16 protein-coding genes are annotated in these 15,929 nt (G+C 64.2%); 10 read left to right on the forward strand and 6 right to left on the reverse strand.

Translation table 11 applies throughout. From position 1 onward, the window contains the following. The first annotated feature begins 18 nt into the window (after positions 1–18). Entirely contained in the window at positions 19–1,197 is a 1,179-nt protein-coding gene (locus tag BLV18_RS16190) for a vWA domain-containing protein (protein WP_090359991.1), read from the forward strand. A gap of 25 nt (positions 1,198–1,222) precedes the next feature. On the opposite strand, the gene BLV18_RS16195 is transcribed toward BLV18_RS16190, so the two are convergent. From BLV18_RS16195 to BLV18_RS16205, 3 genes are all read right to left on the reverse strand, one after another. Further along, positions 1,223–1,762, reverse strand: a complete 540-nt coding sequence (locus tag BLV18_RS16195; RefSeq protein WP_090362346.1) for a DUF2937 family protein — start codon at positions 1,760–1,762, stop codon at positions 1,223–1,225. Between the two features lie 70 nt (positions 1,763–1,832). Further along, complete coding sequence (locus tag BLV18_RS16200; RefSeq protein WP_049862470.1) at positions 1,833–2,615, reverse strand: class II glutamine amidotransferase; 783 nt, start codon at positions 2,613–2,615, stop codon at positions 1,833–1,835. A gap of 29 nt (positions 2,616–2,644) precedes the next feature. Then, complete coding sequence (locus BLV18_RS16205; RefSeq protein WP_244156876.1) at positions 2,645–3,130, reverse strand: MFS transporter; 486 nt, start codon at positions 3,128–3,130, stop codon at positions 2,645–2,647. Between the two features lie 119 nt (positions 3,131–3,249). Here BLV18_RS16205 and BLV18_RS16210 point away from each other — a divergent pair, with 119 nt between their 5' ends. Beyond that, positions 3,250–5,304, forward strand: a complete 2,055-nt coding sequence (locus BLV18_RS16210; RefSeq protein ID WP_090359992.1) for a S9 family peptidase — start codon at positions 3,250–3,252, stop codon at positions 5,302–5,304. 182 nt (positions 5,305–5,486) lie between these two features. Here BLV18_RS16210 and BLV18_RS16215 read toward each other — a convergent pair whose 3' ends face one another. Next, a complete protein-coding gene (locus BLV18_RS16215) occupies positions 5,487–5,765 on the reverse strand; it encodes a hypothetical protein (RefSeq protein ID WP_244156877.1) in 279 nt (92 codons plus the stop codon). Between the two features lie 84 nt (positions 5,766–5,849). On the opposite strand from BLV18_RS16215, the gene BLV18_RS16220 reads away from it, so the two are divergent. From BLV18_RS16220 to BLV18_RS16240, 5 genes are all read left to right on the forward strand, one after another. Continuing rightward, entirely contained in the window at positions 5,850–6,530 is a 681-nt protein-coding gene (locus tag BLV18_RS16220) for a spermidine synthase (protein WP_090359996.1), read from the forward strand. A 246-nt stretch (positions 6,531–6,776) separates the two neighbouring features. After that, on the forward strand, positions 6,777–7,433 hold the full coding sequence (locus BLV18_RS16225; protein ID WP_090359999.1) for a DUF1120 domain-containing protein: 657 nt from the start codon (positions 6,777–6,779) through the stop codon (positions 7,431–7,433). 226 nt (positions 7,434–7,659) lie between these two features. Next, entirely contained in the window at positions 7,660–8,382 is a 723-nt protein-coding gene (locus tag BLV18_RS16230; protein ID WP_090360002.1) for a fimbria/pilus chaperone family protein, read from the forward strand. Beyond that, a complete protein-coding gene (locus BLV18_RS16235) occupies positions 8,382–10,754 on the forward strand; it encodes a fimbria/pilus outer membrane usher protein (protein ID WP_090360005.1) in 2,373 nt (790 codons plus the stop codon). The genes BLV18_RS16230 and BLV18_RS16235 overlap by 1 nt, the downstream gene beginning before the upstream one ends. After that, on the forward strand, positions 10,751–11,875 hold the full coding sequence (locus tag BLV18_RS16240) for a DUF1120 domain-containing protein (RefSeq protein ID WP_090360007.1): 1,125 nt from the start codon (positions 10,751–10,753) through the stop codon (positions 11,873–11,875). Before BLV18_RS16235 ends, BLV18_RS16240 begins: the two co-directional genes overlap by 4 nt. A gap of 7 nt (positions 11,876–11,882) precedes the next feature. On the opposite strand, the gene BLV18_RS16245 is transcribed toward BLV18_RS16240, so the two are convergent. Further along, positions 11,883–12,533, reverse strand: coding sequence for a DUF1120 domain-containing protein (locus tag BLV18_RS16245; protein ID WP_090360010.1), 651 nt, complete (start codon positions 12,531–12,533; stop codon positions 11,883–11,885). A gap of 152 nt (positions 12,534–12,685) precedes the next feature. Further along, a complete protein-coding gene (locus BLV18_RS16250; RefSeq protein ID WP_090360013.1) occupies positions 12,686–13,342 on the reverse strand; it encodes a DUF1120 domain-containing protein in 657 nt (218 codons plus the stop codon). A gap of 231 nt (positions 13,343–13,573) precedes the next feature. On the opposite strand from BLV18_RS16250, the gene dapE reads away from it, so the two are divergent. Genes dapE through BLV18_RS16265 form a run of 3 tightly spaced genes read left to right on the forward strand, consistent with a single transcriptional unit; the run spans position 13,574 to position 15,927 of the window. Continuing rightward, a complete protein-coding gene (gene dapE, locus BLV18_RS16255; protein WP_090360016.1) occupies positions 13,574–14,725 on the forward strand; it encodes a succinyl-diaminopimelate desuccinylase in 1,152 nt (383 codons plus the stop codon). Continuing rightward, entirely contained in the window at positions 14,725–15,537 is an 813-nt protein-coding gene (locus BLV18_RS16260) for a putative RNA methyltransferase (protein ID WP_090360019.1), read from the forward strand. Before dapE ends, BLV18_RS16260 begins: the two co-directional genes overlap by 1 nt. A gap of 12 nt (positions 15,538–15,549) precedes the next feature. Next, a complete protein-coding gene (locus BLV18_RS16265) occupies positions 15,550–15,927 on the forward strand; it encodes a hypothetical protein (protein WP_090360023.1) in 378 nt (125 codons plus the stop codon). The last annotated feature ends 2 nt before the right edge of the window (positions 15,928–15,929 follow it).

The raw sequence follows: 15,929 nt of genomic DNA on the forward strand, positions 1-15,929 counted from the left end.
ACTGCGAGGGCGTCCGCCATGCTGCTCAACCTGTTCAATGAAATGCGCGCGGCCAAAGTGCCGGTGTCGGTGCGCGAGTTGCTCGACCTGATCAACGCCCTGGAGCAAAGGGTGACGTTCGCCGACATGGACGAGTTCTACTTCCTGGCGCGGGCGATCCTGGTCAAGGATGAACGCCACTTCGACAAATTCGACCGGGCGTTTTCGGCCTACTTCAATGGCCTGCAGAACCTCGATCAACACCTTGAAGCGCTGATTCCGGAAGAATGGCTGCGCAAGGAGTTCGAGCGCTCGCTGAGTGCCGAGGAGCGCGCGCAGATCCAGTCCCTGGGCGGGCTGGACAAGCTGATCGAAGCCTTCAAACAGCGGCTGGAGGAGCAGAAAGGCCGGCACGCCGGTGGCAGCAAGTGGATCGGCACCGGTGGCACCAGCCCGTTCGGTTCGGGTGGCTACAACCCCGAGGGCATCCGCGTGGGCGATGCCGGCGAACGCCAGGGCAAAGCCGTGAAGGTGTGGGATCAGCGCGAATACCGCAACCTGGATGACAGCGTCGAGCTGGGCACGCGCAACATCAAGGTGGCACTGCGCCGACTGCGCCAGTTCGCCCGGCAGGGTGCGGCCGAAGAGCTGGACATCGACGGCACCATCGACCACACCGCACGCGATGGCGGCTTGCTCAACATTCAGCTGCGCCCCGAGCGACGCAACAACGTCAAGCTGTTGCTGCTGTTCGACATCGGTGGTTCGATGGACGCCCATGTGAAGGTCTGCGAGGAGTTGTTCTCGGCCTGTCGCACCGAGTTCAAACACCTGGAGTATTTCTACTTTCACAACTGCGTCTACGAAACGGTCTGGAAGGACAACCACCGACGCAACGCCGAGCGCATCAGCACCCACGACCTGCTGCACAAGTACGGCCCTGACTACAAGGTGGTGTTCATCGGCGATGCGGCCATGGCGCCCTATGAGATCACTCATCCCGGTGGCAGTGTAGAGCACTGGAACGAGGAGCCGGGGTTAGTCTGGTTGCAGCGCTTCGTGCAGACCTACAGGAAACTCATCTGGATCAATCCCTATCCGCAGGACACCTGGGGTTACACGGCCTCCACCCACCTGATTCGCGAGCTGGTGGAAGAGCGCATGTACCCGCTGACCCTGAGCGGGTTGGAAGACGGGATGCGCTATCTGGCCAAGTGACGGGTGATGCGCGCAGGGTCGCGGTCTAGCGTTCGCGACGTACCAGGGGTTCGGCCACAGGTTTGGCGCGGCGACGGCCGAACCACAGGGTCCAGCCGATGAACAGGATGATGCTTTCCACGACCCAGGCCAGCAGCAGCGCGCAGGCGATGCCCCAGGCAATCGCTTCCGGCGCCAGCAGCACCTGGTAGTTGTAGCCGTTGAGGGTTTCCTGGCGCAGTTGCGGATCGGCCTTGGCCAGTACATGCCAGGCTTTTTCATACCAGGGTCCCTGCAACGCCTGCCACTCCCGCTCCAGCAACTGGTTGCGGGCCAGCAACGCGCCAATGCTGGCGGCATCGCTGCGGAACACTGGATCTTCGCTGGCGCGGTAGTGCGCCACCAGCGCCTGCAGGTCACCATTGAAGAAACGCTGCGCGGTCTCACTGAAACCGCGCAGGCTTTGCTGCGCCTCAAGGCGATGGGCCTCGACCCGTTGGGCGTAGTCGTTGATCACGCCGGGCACTTGCACACCCACCAGCAGGCCGACGGCAAACAGCACAAGTCGCAGGTAGCTTCGCAGCATGAACATTCTCTCGGTCTAGGGTGGCATTGCCACAGTGCTTCTTGTCGGTCGTTCCAGGCAAACAGGCAGGCTAGGCGGGTTGCGCCTGCCCGGTGGCCACGCATTCACCCTGGCGCCACAGGCCCCAATTGCCGGGCTCGTAACGGTTCCAGGTTTCGTTCTCGGTGAGGGGTTCGGTGGCGATCACCGTCACCACATCGTCAGGCGTGGTTTCGGCCTGGAAATCCACGATCACGTCCACGTCTTTGAGCCGTGCCGGGCCGAAAGGTGCCCGCCGGGTAATGTGCACCAGCTTGGTCGAACAGAAGCAGAACAGCCAGTCGCCGTCGCTGAGCAGGCAGTTGAACACGCCTTGCCCACGGTACTGCTCGCACGCCTGCACGAGGATGGGCAGCAGCCGTTCGAACTCGACCGGCTCGGGAAAGGCGTCACGCACGCGGTTGAGCAGATCGCAGAAGGCCGCCTCGCTGTCGGTGTCGCCCACCGGGCGGTAGAAATCGGCGCGGGGGTCGAAACCGGCCAGTTGGCCGTTGTGGGCGAAGCACCAGTTGCGCCCCCACAGCTCACGCACGAACGGGTGAGTATTGGCCAGGCAGACCTTGCCGACGTTGGCCTGACGAATGTGGCCGATGACCACTTCGCTTTTGATCGGATAGCGTTGCACCAACTGCGCCACTTCCGATTCGCTGCTGGCGGTCGGGTCCTGGAACAGGCGCAGGCCACGGCCTTCATAGAAGGCGATGCCCCAGCCGTCGCGGTGCGGCCCGGTACGGCCGCCGCGCTGCATCAGGCCGGTGAAGCTGAAAACGATATCGGTCGGTACGTTGGCACTCATGCCCAGAAGTTCACACATGCACGGCACTCGAGACGATGGGCGTGGATTCAGATGCGCGGTTCGACACGCAGGTTTTCCCGCGGTGGCGGGACGTGGCGTTGCTCGCGGTCGTCGACGCGCTGCGCGAGCGCTTCGCCATCGTCATCGCGTTGCGCGGCAACGTCCGCCTGGGCCTGGACTTGCGCCCGACGGCGCGCCTCGGCCTTGCGCAGGAACGGCAGGCGCACCAGGGCGAAGATCACGTACACGCCAAGGGCGATCACCGCCGCCATGGTCAGATCGGAAATCGCGCCCCAGGCGCTGCCGCCCATCTTGAACAGCAGTTCCAGCGTGCTGATGGCGACGGCCGGGGCCAGCAGGTCGCGGGCGGGGTCGACCACCGTGGGCGTCAACAACAGCACCACGCCCAGCAGGCGAAGTGGCTCGCGCAGATAACGCCACATCCAGCGGGTGATGCGAAACCACACCAGAATGCAGCCCAAGGCGGCGAAGGCGTAGATACCCCAGGCGAGGAAATAGTCGTTCTCGGTCATGGTGTCCGTGGCATGGCAGGCAAATAGGCGCTTATGATAACGGCTTTTCGCCTGCCAGGCGCTCCTGTTGTCGTGCCCACCGGCACGTGCCGTCACCGCCTGCGCCAAGAGAGCCGCTCATGTCCCAGCCAACCGCCGCCCCTATCGCCCACGTCGCTCCCGGCGCCGATCCCTACGCCTGGCTGCAGGTACGCGACCGCGCCGACGTGCTCGACCACCTCAAGGCCGAGAATGCCTGGCAGGAAGCGCAACTCGCCGACCAGGCCGAGCTGCGCGAGCAGTTGTTCGAGGAGATCAAGGGGCGCATTCGCGAAACCGACCTGTCCCTCGCCTCCCCTTGGGGCCCTTGGTTGTACTACACCCGCACCACGGCGGGTGACGAGTACCCGCGCCATTATCGCTGCGCGCGTCCGGCCGATGGCTCGAGCCAGGTCGACGAGCACTCCGAGCAATTGTTGCTGGACCCCAACGTGCTGGCAGACGGCGGCTTCCTGTCCATGGGCGCGTTCAACGTCAGCCCCGACCACCGGCGTCTGGCCTACAGCCTGGACACCAGCGGCGACGAGGTCTACCGGCTGTTCGTCAAGGAGCTGGCCAGCGAGGCCGTGGTCGAGTTGCCTTTCGATGACTGCGACGGCAGCATGACCTGGGCCAACGACAGCCAGACGCTGTTCTTCGGCGAGCTGGACGAGACCCACCGCCCCTATCGGCTGCACCGCCACACCTTGGGCAGCGAAGGTGCCGAGCAGGTCTTCGAGGAGCTCGACGGGCGTTTCTTCCTGCATTGCTACCGCGCCAGTTCCGAGCGCCAGTTGATCCTGCTGCTCAACAGCAAGACCACCAGTGAGGCCTGGGTGCTGGATGCCGAGCGGCCCAACGGTGATTTCGCCTGCCTGGCGCCACGGGTCGAGCACCATGAGTACTACCCCGATCACGGCCAGCTCGACGGTGCCTGGACCTGGTTCATCCGCAGCAATCAGGAAGGCATCAATTTCGCCCTGTACCAGGCAGCCGACAACGGCATGGCGCCGACCCGCGAGCAGTGGCAAACGCTGATCGCGCACCGTGACGAGGTGATGCTCGAAGGCGTGACTCTCAATGCCACAGCCTTCACCTTGAGCCTGCGTGCGCGCGGCCTGCCGATCATCGAAGTGCATGCCCAGGGACAGGCGCCGTATCCGGTGCAACTGCCTGATGCCGCGTACAGCCTGTACGTTTCCGACAGCCTGGAGTTCGCCAGCGAGCAGATCCGCTTGCGCTACGAGGCGCTCAATCGGCCTGGGCAGGTGCGCCAGTTGAGCCTGCGCGACGGCGCACAGGTGGTGCTCAAGCAGACCCCGGTGCTGGGCGCGTTCGATGCCGACGACTATGTCAGCCAACGGCTCTGGGCCACCGCCGCGGACGGCACCCAGGTGCCGATCAGCCTGGTGGTGAAGAAGGCCTTCGCCGGCCAGCCCACGCCGCTGTACCTTTACGGCTACGGTGCCTATGGCGAGAGCCTGGACCCGTGGTTTTCCCACGCACGGTTGAGCCTGCTGGACCGTGGCATCGCCTTCGCCATCGCCCATGTGCGCGGCGGCGGCGAACTGGGTGAGGCGTGGTATCGCGCTGGCAAGCAGGAACACAAGGGCAACACCTTCAGCGATTTCATTGCCTGTGCCGAACACGTGATCGAGCAGGGTTTGACCCGCGCCGAGCAGTTGGTGATCAGCGGTGGCAGCGCGGGTGGGCTGTTGATCGGCGCCGTGTTGAACCAGCGGCCGGAGCTCTTCCAGGCAGCGGTGGCCGAGGTGCCGTTCGTCGATGTGCTCAACACCATGCTCGACCCCGACCTGCCGTTGACGGTGACCGAGTACGACGAGTGGGGCAACCCGCAGGAGCCCGAGGTGCATGCGCGGATCAAGGCGTATGCGCCCTATGAGAACGTCACGGCCCAGGCGTATCCGCACCTGTTGGTGATCGCCGGGTACAACGACAGCCGTGTGCAGTATTGGGAAGCCGCGAAGTGGGTGGCGCGCCTGCGGGCGTGCAAGACCGACAAGAACCTGCTGCTGCTCAAGACCGAACTGGGCGCCGGGCATGGCGGCATGAGTGGCCGTTATCAGGGGCTGCGCGACGTGGCTCTCGAATACGCCTTCGTCCTCAAGGCCCTGGGGACAGCCAAGCAATCTTGATGCGGTGTGCCTGAGGAAACGCGGTGAGCCTGGACGCGGCTTACGCCGCTGCTACAGGGACCGTGGTATGCCGGACGCGGCGGGCCTACGGGAACGCGGCGGTTCATGCGGCATGCGCAAACCCCTGTAGCAGCGGCGCGAGCCGCGTCGGCGGTGAATGCGGTCGGTCAGGAAAAACGCGATCAACCACCGGGGGATTTGGGTTTGACCGGGGTGGGCGGGGTATCCTGGCGGACAGGTTCGGGCACGTTGTCGGCCCTGGGTGGTGCGGGCAACGGAATAGGCGGCAGCAAGGGCGGCGATCCGGTCATGCCTTCGCCGCCGTGGGTGGGCGGCACGGTGACCTGTGGATAGGGCGTTGGCGTGGGTGTACCCGGCGAACCCGGCGGCAGCGACGAGGCCGATACCACACCGGCACACAGGGCAACACATGCAAAGACCGATACACTGCGCAACTTCATTGAACACCCCAAGGCCAGACTGCCTGTTCCGATGACACAGGCTACTACCATGGCACCCCCTTGTCCTCCCTCCGAGATTGACCGATGAAACGTTTCGTACTGCTCGACACCACACCGATCCCCGACAACGGCGGTGCGCTCTGCCTGTTCGAGTACGGCGAAGACTTCGTCATCAAGATCCAGGGCGGTGACGGCGGCCAACTGATGAACACCCGCATGCACGGTTCCGAAGACGCCCTGGCCGAGATCCCCTGCCGCAAGGTGGCCGGGCGGCCGAACTCGCGGGTGCTGATCGGCGGGCTGGGCATGGGCTTCACGTTGGCGTCGGCACTCAAGCACCTGGGCAAGACCGCCGAGGTGGTGGTCGCCGAGCTGGTCCCGGGCGTGGTCGAATGGAATCGCGGCCCACTGGGTGAGAAGGCCGGCAACCCGCTGGCCGATCCGCGCACCGTCATCCGCATGGAGGACGTGGCCAAGGTCCTGCAGGCCGAGCCGGCCGGCTTCGATGCCATCATGCTGGACGTCGACAACGGTCCCGAAGGCCTGACCCAGAAGGCCAACAGCTGGCTGTACTCGGCCGGCGGCCTCAATGTCTGCGCCAAGGCACTGCGGCCCAAGGGCGTGCTCGCCGTATGGTCCGCCAGCGCCGACCGGCAGTTCAGCGACAAACTGCGCAAGGCCGGCTTCAAGGCCGAAGAAGTGCAAGTGTTCGCCCACGGCAACAAGGGCACCCGTCATACCATCTGGATCGCGCAGAAAAATTGACCGACACCTGTGTAGGACCGATCCGTGGCCGCGAAAGCCGCACCGCGCTGTTTCTGGTTCACCGCGGTACGCCTTTCGCGGCCGCGGACCGCTCCTACGGTGAGGAGGATTCCTGTTTGGCTGTGGAAATCAGCTAGGAAGTTTCACGGCAAACTTCTGAATCGGCTCACTTACGGGCTGTTCAGCGGCTTCTAGAGTTGGCGGTGTTGCGATGTGCAACCACCATTAACCAATCTGGAAACCAACATGACCCTTATATCCCGGCTGCTTATCGGCACCACGCTGCTGGCAGCACTCCCGACCGCAATGGCGGCTTCAACCGTTGATTTGAGTGTCACCGGCTCGATCGTACCGGCCGCTTGCACCCCATCGCTCTCTGCCAGCGATTTCCACCACGGCAAGATATCGAAGAGCGACCTCAACATGGATGGGCCAACAGGTTTCACCGAGAACAAGAAGGTTGCCACCCTGAGCGTCAATTGCACGGCTGCTACGGTGTACGGAATCCGTGGGATCGACAATCGTGCAGATACCGTCGGAAACAACTGGTACATGACGCCCTATGGGCTGGGCCTGACGCCCAACGGAGAGAAGATCGGTGCGCACTTTCTGGAAATTTACCCGCGCGAATCGCTGATTGACGGCAAACCAGCGTTTATTTCCGTGGGGAATGCTTCGGGCACCACATGGAGCAGCGCAGCCCTGGGTGAGAAAGGTATTCGTAACTACGGCGAACTGTTGGGGTTCACCGATACAGCAGGGCCACTTTCGCAACCGCTGCCGATCAAGGATGCCACTTTCGCACTCAAATCCTATCTGGTCATCGCTGCGGCCAAAGGGCTGACCCTGACCGACGAAGTCGCCCTCGACGGTGCCGCCACCATCGAACTCGTGTACCTGTAACGACACCGCGTTGCGGTAGTTTCTTTGTCGGCAAAGCCTGGCGCAGATACGTCCTACGTCGCTTGCAATCTTTTCGCCCTGCACTTGCTGAAGGGTCCGAGCCGAGAACGGGCGGATTGCTTTTAGAGTACTGCCGCCCTTCCCCCCCACACGATCTTCCCGGCACTGCGGTGTCGAGGAAGGCGTGGTCGTACCTGCCTGTTGCGTTCCCTGTCTGGAGAAACCGATGAACCGCCGCAACCACGTTTTGTATGCGTACCTGGGCATCACAGCGTTGCTGACCTGCAGTCCTGAAATCCATGCCGACGGCATGATTCCGGAAACCTCGGTGGTCATCGTTTACGAAGGCGAAGCCGAAGCTGCCATAAAAGTGACCAACAGCGATCAGCATCCTGCGCTGCTGCACGTCACGCTGGAGCACGTCCCCGAAGACAAGGCGTCGCTGTTGTTCGTGACTCCCCCCATCGCGCGGGTCGAGGCAGGTGAATCACAGCTGGTGCGCTTCATCCTGTCCAACCCCGAGCCGCTCACCACCCAACGCCTGAAAAGAGTCATCTTCGAGGGGCTGGCGCAGAACAGCCAGCCCGGCAAACCCGGCGAGGCACGGGTGTCGGTGAACGTACGGCAGAACCTGCCGGTGATCCTTCACCCCAAAGGTTTGGCGAAGAACGCCGAGCCTTGGAAGGGCCTGCACTGGTCCCTGCAGGACAGCCAGCTGACGGTATCCAACCCCACTCCCTATGTCGTGCGTCTGTCACAGGAAGTGCACAGCCTGCCGAGCAAGACCCCTTGGCAGCTGCCCCGCAGCTACGTATTGCCCGGTGATCGGCTGACCCTGCCCGGCAAGGCGCTGGCCGTCGCCGATGGGCAGGTCCTGTTTACCCCGGCCACGGTGTACGGTTTTGCCGTAGGTACGCATCAGGCGACGCTGAATCAGGGCGCGCCTTGATGAAGGCGCTCATTGGTAGCACCTTGTCCGCAGTGACGTTGGCGCTGTACACCCAGACTGCAAGCGCAACGAGTTTCGACAGCGAAACCCTGCGCCTGCGTGGTATCGATCCGGACTTGGCCGCCTACTTGAGCCAGACCGCGCGCTTTACAGAAGGCGTGCACGCTGTGCGACTGTGGGTCAACGGTCAGCCCCGAGGCGTTGTCCATGCCGCCTTCGATACCGCAGGCGCCCTGTGTATCGACCAGGCCGTGCGCGACGCCGGGGACCTGGTCGATACCGGGTCAGGCTGCGGCGAGTTCATCGAGCAATTTCCGCAGACCCTGATCGAACTGCTACCCCAAGCCGGTGAAGTGCGGCTGTTGGTACCTGCACCTGCCTTGCGCACTGCATCGGCCGACCATTCGGCCTTCACTCGAGGCGGGGCGGCCGGCTTGCTCAACTATGACGTGCAGGGCCTCTACAACCAGTTCGACGGCCAACGCAGCCGGTTTCTTTCGGCCAATACCGAAGCTGGGGTCAATGCCGGCGACTGGATCCTGCGCAGCCGTCAGTTCTACAGCTCGGTGCAGGGCAAGGCGACCCTGCAACACATGGAGGCCTATGCGCAGCGCACCTTCAGCGAGCGGCAGGCGATGCTGCAGTTGGGTCAGATCAACCTGAGCAACCCAGTGCTCGCCGGGGCGCGCGTCACCGGCGCACAGTGGATGAGCGAACCGGCGCTCGGTGCCAGCGTCAGTGGCGCTCAGGTGCAGGGCATTGCCGCCACCCAGGCGCGCGTGGACGTTCGCCAGGGCGGTGTGCTGATCTATTCCACCGTGGTACCGGCCGGTCCCTTCGAGTTGAGCAATATTCCTCAACTGGATCGCCGCAGAGACCTGGAAGTCACCGTGATAGAGGCCGATGGTGAACGTCGCACCTTTACTGTCCTGGCGGCTGCTTTGGGCCTGGACTTGCCTGCACGGGGCTTTGCTCTGGGCATCGGCCAGTTGCGCGACAGCGGTCGCAATGCGCGGGAGCCTTGGGTATTGAGTGCGGGGGCCAGCTATCCGCTCGCCCCGGCCGCCAGTGTCAGCGGTGGCGCCCTCGTCGCTCAGGGCTACAACGCTGGCGGCGCTGGATTGAACCTGGAACCCTGGCCCGGTTCGCGCGTGCAAGGCCTGATGCAGGCGGCACACACCAGTGAATCGGACGACCGTGGGCTGCAGGGCAGTTTCAGCCTCAACCAGCAGCTTGGCGATCGCTGGTCGGCCCTGCTCAGTGCCGGCCGGCAGACGGTCGGCTATCGAGAATTGATCGACAGCGCGTGGCATCAGCCCGGCGAGCGGAGCAGCCGCCTGCGCGACCAGTACGCATTGGGCCTGACTTGGACCCACCCCTGGACGGGCAGCCTGAGCGCCACGTGGTCCACTACCACAGCCTTCGATGGGCAACGCGCCAGTCGGGCTCAAGTCAACTGGGGGCGACGGCTCGGTCCCGTGTCGCTGACCGCCACCGGGCAATGGCAAGTAGCTGGCGACGGTGGTCTGGGCAATGCCCTGTACATGAGTGCCAGCCTGCCCTTGGGTGAGGGTGTGAACTGGCGCTCGACCGCCCGCCGCGATGCCACCGGCGTGCGCTTGGGCAGCGGTGTGCAGGGCCGCTGGGACGAGCGCACCCAGTACCGAGTCGCCGCGGAGCGGGCCAGCCATACGGGGGAATTGAGCTACAACGGTGGCATCTCGCGGCTGACCCAGGCCAGTCAACTGGACGTCGGCTATGCCAGCTACGGTCGCGGCAGCCATGGCTACAGCGGCGCTGCGCGGGGCGCCGTGGTGCTGCACGAAGACGGCGTCACCCTGTCGCCCTATCCGTTGCAGGACACCTTCGGCTTGCTGACGCTGGAAAATGTCGCCGGTGTGCAGATCGATACGCCTGGCGGCAGCGTATGGACCGACCGCAAGGGCCGCGCCGTACTGCCGCAACTGGCTCCGTTCGGTCGCAGCAACGTGCAGGTGGCCACCGCCTCATTGCCACGCAACGTAGACGTGCACCAGGGGGCCGCCACCCTGCAGGCTGCGCGGGGCGCCGTGCCGCGGATCACGTTTGGTGTGGAGGTCACACGTCGTCTGCTGCTCCAGGTGCAGGACGAAGCCGGACGGCGCCTCAACCGCGGCACGGGCGTCACCGATGCGCAGGGCCAACTGGTGACGTTGGTACAGGAAGACGGTGCGGTCTTCGTACCCAATGCCCATGCGAATCCGCATCTGTGGAGCCGCACGGTAGACGAGCAACCGTGTCGATTGCAGTTCCAATTGCCGGCCAGCGTCGATACCAACGCGTATTACGAGCAGACCGTGGCGCAGTGCCGGGTCGAGGAGAGCGAATCATGAGCCGTTGCACCTTCCTGGCAGCGCTGATGGCCACAGCCGTGGCCACACCGTTGCAGGCATTTGCGCAGGGATGCAGCCTGTCGCTCAGCCCGGCCGACATCGACCTGGGTCAGTTCAATCGCACCACGTTGCAAATGGCGTCCGGTGAACTGCAGCTGCCGCCCCGCCAACTCAGCCTGAACATACTGTGCGAAACCGAGCAGGATCTGACGCTGATCTATCGGGCAAGCCAACCTTCGACCCGGGGTTTTGCCTTGGGCCAGCAAGGCACTTACCGTCTGCGCGTGTTGCAAGCGTCGATCGACGATCAACCCGTACAGTGGCGCCAGGCGACCACCTTTGCGCCGAAGGTCTCGACTGGCGCCGAGACGCCGTCGATGGAAAATGACCAGCCACTGCAACCCATGCGTAACGGCAGCGCGGTCAAGGGCAAACGCCTGCACGCACAGATTGAACTGCAGGCCGCGCTCGCGCCAACCCTACTGGCCGCCAGCGACGCCCATGAGCTGACTGCCAGCGGCAGTTTCGATAGTGTCGGTCAACAAAAGCCACTTCTGGTGCGCGCAGCGTTCGCTCCGGCGGCATGCCGGCCGACCCTGGCAGGCAGTGCCAACATGAACTTCGGCCGGATCGGCGTGGGAGAGCTGCAGCGCGAATCGGTCACCACGTTCAGCCGACGGACGACGTTGGATGTGGACTGCGATGCGCCGACCCGTTTCGCCATCCGGGCGCTGGATAACCGTGCCGGCTCCGTCAGCGATCAGCTGTTGGCTGCCGTCCCAACCTTGTTCGGCATCGGCCGCACGGCTGACGGGCAAGCCCTGGGCGGTTTCACTGCTCGACTGAGCGCAGGCATCGGTCGTGACGGCAGCAGCGCCTACCCTTTGCTGGGAGACGCTTCGGGGCAGACCTGGCAACCGGATCCTGCAGGTTTGCTGCGCAACGACGGCCAACCCACCGCGCTGGGGAGGCAATCGACATCAGGCGCCGCTCCCGGGGCCTGGGCGGGGGTGTCTCTGCCGTTGACTGTCGAACTGCATCTGGCGCCTGCCAGCGGGTTGGACATACATCAGGACACCGCGATCGATGGCTCGGCCACCTTGGAGATCATTTACCTGTAGGGCGTGTTCACAGGTAGACCAGCTCGATAGTGACATGCCCATCCAAGGGCACGGCATCGGTCAGGGTCAGACCGCGCGCAGGGGCGATAAGCCCATGGGCGCGGATACCCAGTTGAGCCACCTGCACCGCCACGGCGCCAGTGTCGACGCCGGCCCGGTCGACCAGTCCCAACAGGCTCCCGCTGGTGGGCAGCGCCATGGGCTGGGCAGTCGACGTGCCCCACAGGTTCCCGGTGCGATCGCCCAGACTGAGAAACACACGACGACCGTCGATTGTCGAACGTTCGGGATCGACGTCCAGATGATACGCACCGATCTGCTCATCCGCCGCCGTGCGCCCCATACCCAGTCGGCCTTCAACCCCCGGGCCGTAAGCTGAACCGGCGCGATTATCCACCAGGCGCAAACCATACAGAGTCGGAGTACCGCACTGAACCGTCAGCGTCGGTGCGTGCTCGATCAATGCGGTGGGACGCTCGGGGTGCAGGTCAGCCGAGCTCACCGTACCGAAGTGCAGCGTGCTGACACTCAGAACGGGTGTACAGGCGCTAGGCACAAGTGTTCCGGTGACTTGAATATCCACGGTGGAAGCGCAGAAAGCCGACGTGGCCAAGCCCAGCGCCAGCACGATAGCCAGTGTTCGAGCGGTAGGATGCATGATGGTTTCCCTCACTGTCTGATGAGCGCACCGGCACGCAGGCCGACTACGCTCTTTGACACTGGAGGGGAAATTTCACTGTTGAAAGAGGAAATTTCTGAAGGAAGTCGAATTTTTTCGTACAAGACCGATCTTGCTGAGCCTCGATTTTCCTACAAGTAGAACAACTCGAGGGTAGCGGCACCTGCCAGGGGCACTTCGGCATCCAACGTGAGGCTGTCGGTTGGCGCGATGGTCAAGTAGGACACCAGGGTCAGCACGGCGTCCTTCGCTGGCATGGGTCCGCCGCCATCGACATGCTTGCTGGCCAGTCCGATGAGCTGGCCATTATTGCGCAGGCTGCGCACACGCTGCTCGGCAGTAGACCAGGCATTGCCCGAAGCGCTGCCGATCAGCAGCAGCACCGGCTTGCCATCCAGAGTCGAGCCCTCGGGGTCGATACGCAGCCGGTAAGAGCCGATTTTCTCGTTCTTGCTGGTCAAGCCCAGCCCGAAACGGCTGCCATCGGTGTTTTCCAGGACTGAATCGGCCCGATTGTCCACGGCACGAAGCGCATAAGCGGTAGCGGCCTCGCAGTTTATGTTCAAGGTTGTGGTGCGGGCACGGTCCTGCAGGACGGTGGGTGCAGCGGCCAGCAGATCACGGGTATACAGCCGTCCGTGATCGAAAAGCGCGTTGCTCAGGGTGGGGGTACAGCCTCCCGGCACGATCGATCCTGTGACCGTTATGTCCACCGATGCAGCAGCGACTGCCGTGGCAGTCGAGGTGAGCAGCGTGGCAAGTAGAGCAGTGCGCGTAACGACGTTCATGTCTTCCTCTGAGTCTGTGCGCCCGCGTGGAAGGACGTGGCGCGTGCGGCATGGTGATGGCCGGGCGCCGAGCAAAGAATGAGAGATTGGCGGCTGCGCCCGACGAAAAAATGGTCGACGGTGTAAGTCACTGCTTGGGAACACTTTGACGACGGCCCCTGCGGTGTTGGCCCATGCGTTTTTGCTTTACCATATCGGCCCTCTACACACCCCCCAGTTCTCGGAGTTTCCATGACGGCCGCCGCCGACCTATCGCCCACGCTGCAGCTCGCCTGTGATCTGATCCGCCGCCCTTCGGTCACCCCTCTGGACGCCGATTGCCAGAAACTGATGATGCAGCGCCTGGGCCAGGCCGGTTTCAAGCTGGAGCCGATGCGCATCGAGGACGTGGACAACTTCTGGGCGACCCATGGCTCTCAGGACGGCCCGGTCCTGTGCTTCGCCGGCCACACCGACGTGGTGCCGACCGGACCGACGCAGGCCTGGCAGATCGCCCCATTCGACGCGGTCATCGACGAGCAGGGCATGCTCCACGGCCGCGGCGCCGCAGACATGAAAGGCAGCCTGGCGGCCATGCTGGTCGCGGCGGAACGTTTCGTCGCCGATCACCCGGATCACCGGGGTTCGGTCGCCTTCCTGATCACCAGCGACGAAGAAGGCCCGGCCCACCATGGCACCAAGGCGGTGGTCGAGCGCCTGGCTGCCCGCAACGAACGTCTGGACTGGTGCATCGTTGGGGAGCCATCGAGCACCACCCTGGTGGGCGATGTGGTGAAGAACGGCCGTCGCGGTTCGCTGGGCGCCACCTTGACCGTTCGCGGCGTGCAGGGCCATGTGGCGTATCCGCACCTGGCCCGCAACCCGATTCATCTGGCCGCGCCAGCCCTGGCCGAACTGGCCGCCGAGCACTGGGACGACGGCAATGCCTTCTTCCCGCCGACCAGTTTCCAGGTGTCCAACCTCAACAGCGGCACCGGCGCCACCAACGTCATTCCCGGTGACCTGACGGCGGTGTTCAACTTCCGTTTCTCCACCGAGTCCACCGTCGAAGGCTTGCAACAACGCGTGGCTGCGATTCTCGATAAGCATGGCCTGGACTGGCACATCGACTGGGCGCTGTCCGGCCTGCCGTTCCTGACCGAACCTGGGGCCTTGCTGGATGCGGTGGCGTCCAGCATCAAGAACGTCACCGGCCGCGAGACCCAGGCCTCGACCAGCGGCGGCACGTCCGACGGGCGCTTCATCGCCACCCTGGGCACCCAGGTGGTCGAGCTGGGCCCGGTCAATGCCACGATCCACCAGGTCAACGAACGCATCCTGGCCAGCGACCTCGATGTGCTGACCGAGATCTACTACCAGACCCTCGTCGAGTTGCTCGCCTGATGCTCACCTGCCCCCTCTGCACTGCCATGCTGGCCAACGCCGACAACGGCATGGTCTGCCCCAGCGGTCATCGCTTCGATCGCGCGCGCCAGGGCTACCTGAACCTGCTGCCGGTGCAGCACAAGAACAGCCGTGACCCGGGCGACAACCAGGCCATGGTCGAGGCTCGCCGCGACTTCCTCAACGAGGGGCACTATGCGCCCGTGGCCCAGCGCCTGGCCGAACTTGCCGCCGAACGCTGGCCACGACGCTGGTTGGACATCGGCTGCGGCGAAGGCTACTACACCGAACAGATCGCCCAGGCGCTGCCCCGCGCCGATGGCTATGCGCTGGACATCTCCCGCGAGGCGGTCAAGCGCGCCTGCAAGCGCGCGCCGTCCGTGCATTGGCTGGTCGCCAGCATGGCGCGCGTACCGCTGGCCGACGCCAGCTGCCAATTCCTGACCAGCGTATTCAGCCCGCTGGACTGGACCGAGGCCAAGCGCCTGCTGGCCACCGGCGGCGGCCTGATGCGTGTGGGGCCCACCAGCGGCCATTTGATGGAACTGCGCGAGCAGCTCTACGACGAGGTACGCGACTACGTCGACGACAAGCACCTGCTGCAGGTGCCCGAAGGCATGCAGCACGCACACCACGAAACCCTGACCTTCAAGCTCAAGCTGATCGACGCGCAATCGCGTGCCAACCTGCTGGCGATGACGCCCCACGGCTGGCGCGCCAGCGCCGAGCGCCGTGCTGCGGTGATCGAACAGCCGCGACCGCTCGTGGTCACGGTATCCATGCGTTACGATTATTTTGTGCGTCAAGACTGAGCGAGCCTACCCATGCGCCAACCCGATATCGAGATTTACCTCAAGGACGCCGACGTCAACCACAAGGCCATCGCCGCCTGGCTCGGCGAAGCCCTGGGCCCTTGCAGCGACTGGCAGCAGAAGGGCCAGACCTGGAAATGCCGCGCGGGCAACGTGCCGGTGACCTGGCTGCCCAAGGCGGTCGGCAAGTGGAACAGCCTGTACCTGGAAAGCGACAAGACCCCTTGGGACGACGACATCGCCTGCGCCCGCGCGGCCTTCGCGGCACTCAATGTCGAGGTGCGCTGCGCGCCGGGCAGTTGGGTGGAAGAAGAAGGCGAAGAGCACGCCGACCGCTGGATTCGTATCAGCGAAGACGGTGAAGAAGAGATTACCTGGCGTACCGGCTGACA

It is taken from the genome of Pseudomonas coleopterorum (genome assembly GCF_900105555.1).
Lineage (GTDB): Bacteria > Pseudomonadota > Gammaproteobacteria > Pseudomonadales > Pseudomonadaceae > Aquipseudomonas > Aquipseudomonas coleopterorum.

Excerpts from the sequence above, each read along its gene's own strand:
- BLV18_RS16215 (WP_244156877.1), bottom strand. The coding sequence starts at position 5,765 with ATGAAGTTGCGCAGTGTATCGGTCTTTGCATGTGTTGCCCTGTGTGCC.
- BLV18_RS16240 (WP_090360007.1), top strand. The coding sequence starts at position 10,751 with ATGAGCCGTTGCACCTTCCTGGCAGCGCTGATGGCCACAGCCGTGGCC.
- BLV18_RS16220 (WP_090359996.1), top strand. The coding sequence starts at position 5,850 with ATGAAACGTTTCGTACTGCTCGACACCACACCGATCCCCGACAACGGC.
- BLV18_RS16190 (WP_090359991.1), top strand. The coding sequence starts at position 19 with ATGCTGCTCAACCTGTTCAATGAAATGCGCGCGGCCAAAGTGCCGGTG.
- BLV18_RS16205 (WP_244156876.1), bottom strand. The coding sequence starts at position 3,130 with ATGACCGAGAACGACTATTTCCTCGCCTGGGGTATCTACGCCTTCGCC.
- BLV18_RS16265 (WP_090360023.1), top strand. The coding sequence starts at position 15,550 with ATGCGCCAACCCGATATCGAGATTTACCTCAAGGACGCCGACGTCAAC.
- BLV18_RS16225 (WP_090359999.1), top strand. The coding sequence starts at position 6,777 with ATGACCCTTATATCCCGGCTGCTTATCGGCACCACGCTGCTGGCAGCA.
- BLV18_RS16260 (WP_090360019.1), top strand. The coding sequence starts at position 14,725 with ATGCTCACCTGCCCCCTCTGCACTGCCATGCTGGCCAACGCCGACAAC.
- BLV18_RS16245 (WP_090360010.1), bottom strand. The coding sequence starts at position 12,533 with ATGCATCCTACCGCTCGAACACTGGCTATCGTGCTGGCGCTGGGCTTG.
- BLV18_RS16230 (WP_090360002.1), top strand. The coding sequence starts at position 7,660 with ATGAACCGCCGCAACCACGTTTTGTATGCGTACCTGGGCATCACAGCG.
- BLV18_RS16195 (WP_090362346.1), bottom strand. The coding sequence starts at position 1,762 with ATGCTGCGAAGCTACCTGCGACTTGTGCTGTTTGCCGTCGGCCTGCTG.
- BLV18_RS16235 (WP_090360005.1), top strand. The coding sequence starts at position 8,382 with ATGAAGGCGCTCATTGGTAGCACCTTGTCCGCAGTGACGTTGGCGCTG.
- BLV18_RS16210 (WP_090359992.1), top strand. The coding sequence starts at position 3,250 with ATGTCCCAGCCAACCGCCGCCCCTATCGCCCACGTCGCTCCCGGCGCC.
- dapE (WP_090360016.1), top strand. The coding sequence starts at position 13,574 with ATGACGGCCGCCGCCGACCTATCGCCCACGCTGCAGCTCGCCTGTGAT.
- BLV18_RS16200 (WP_049862470.1), bottom strand. The coding sequence starts at position 2,615 with ATGTGTGAACTTCTGGGCATGAGTGCCAACGTACCGACCGATATCGTT.
- BLV18_RS16250 (WP_090360013.1), bottom strand. The coding sequence starts at position 13,342 with ATGAACGTCGTTACGCGCACTGCTCTACTTGCCACGCTGCTCACCTCG.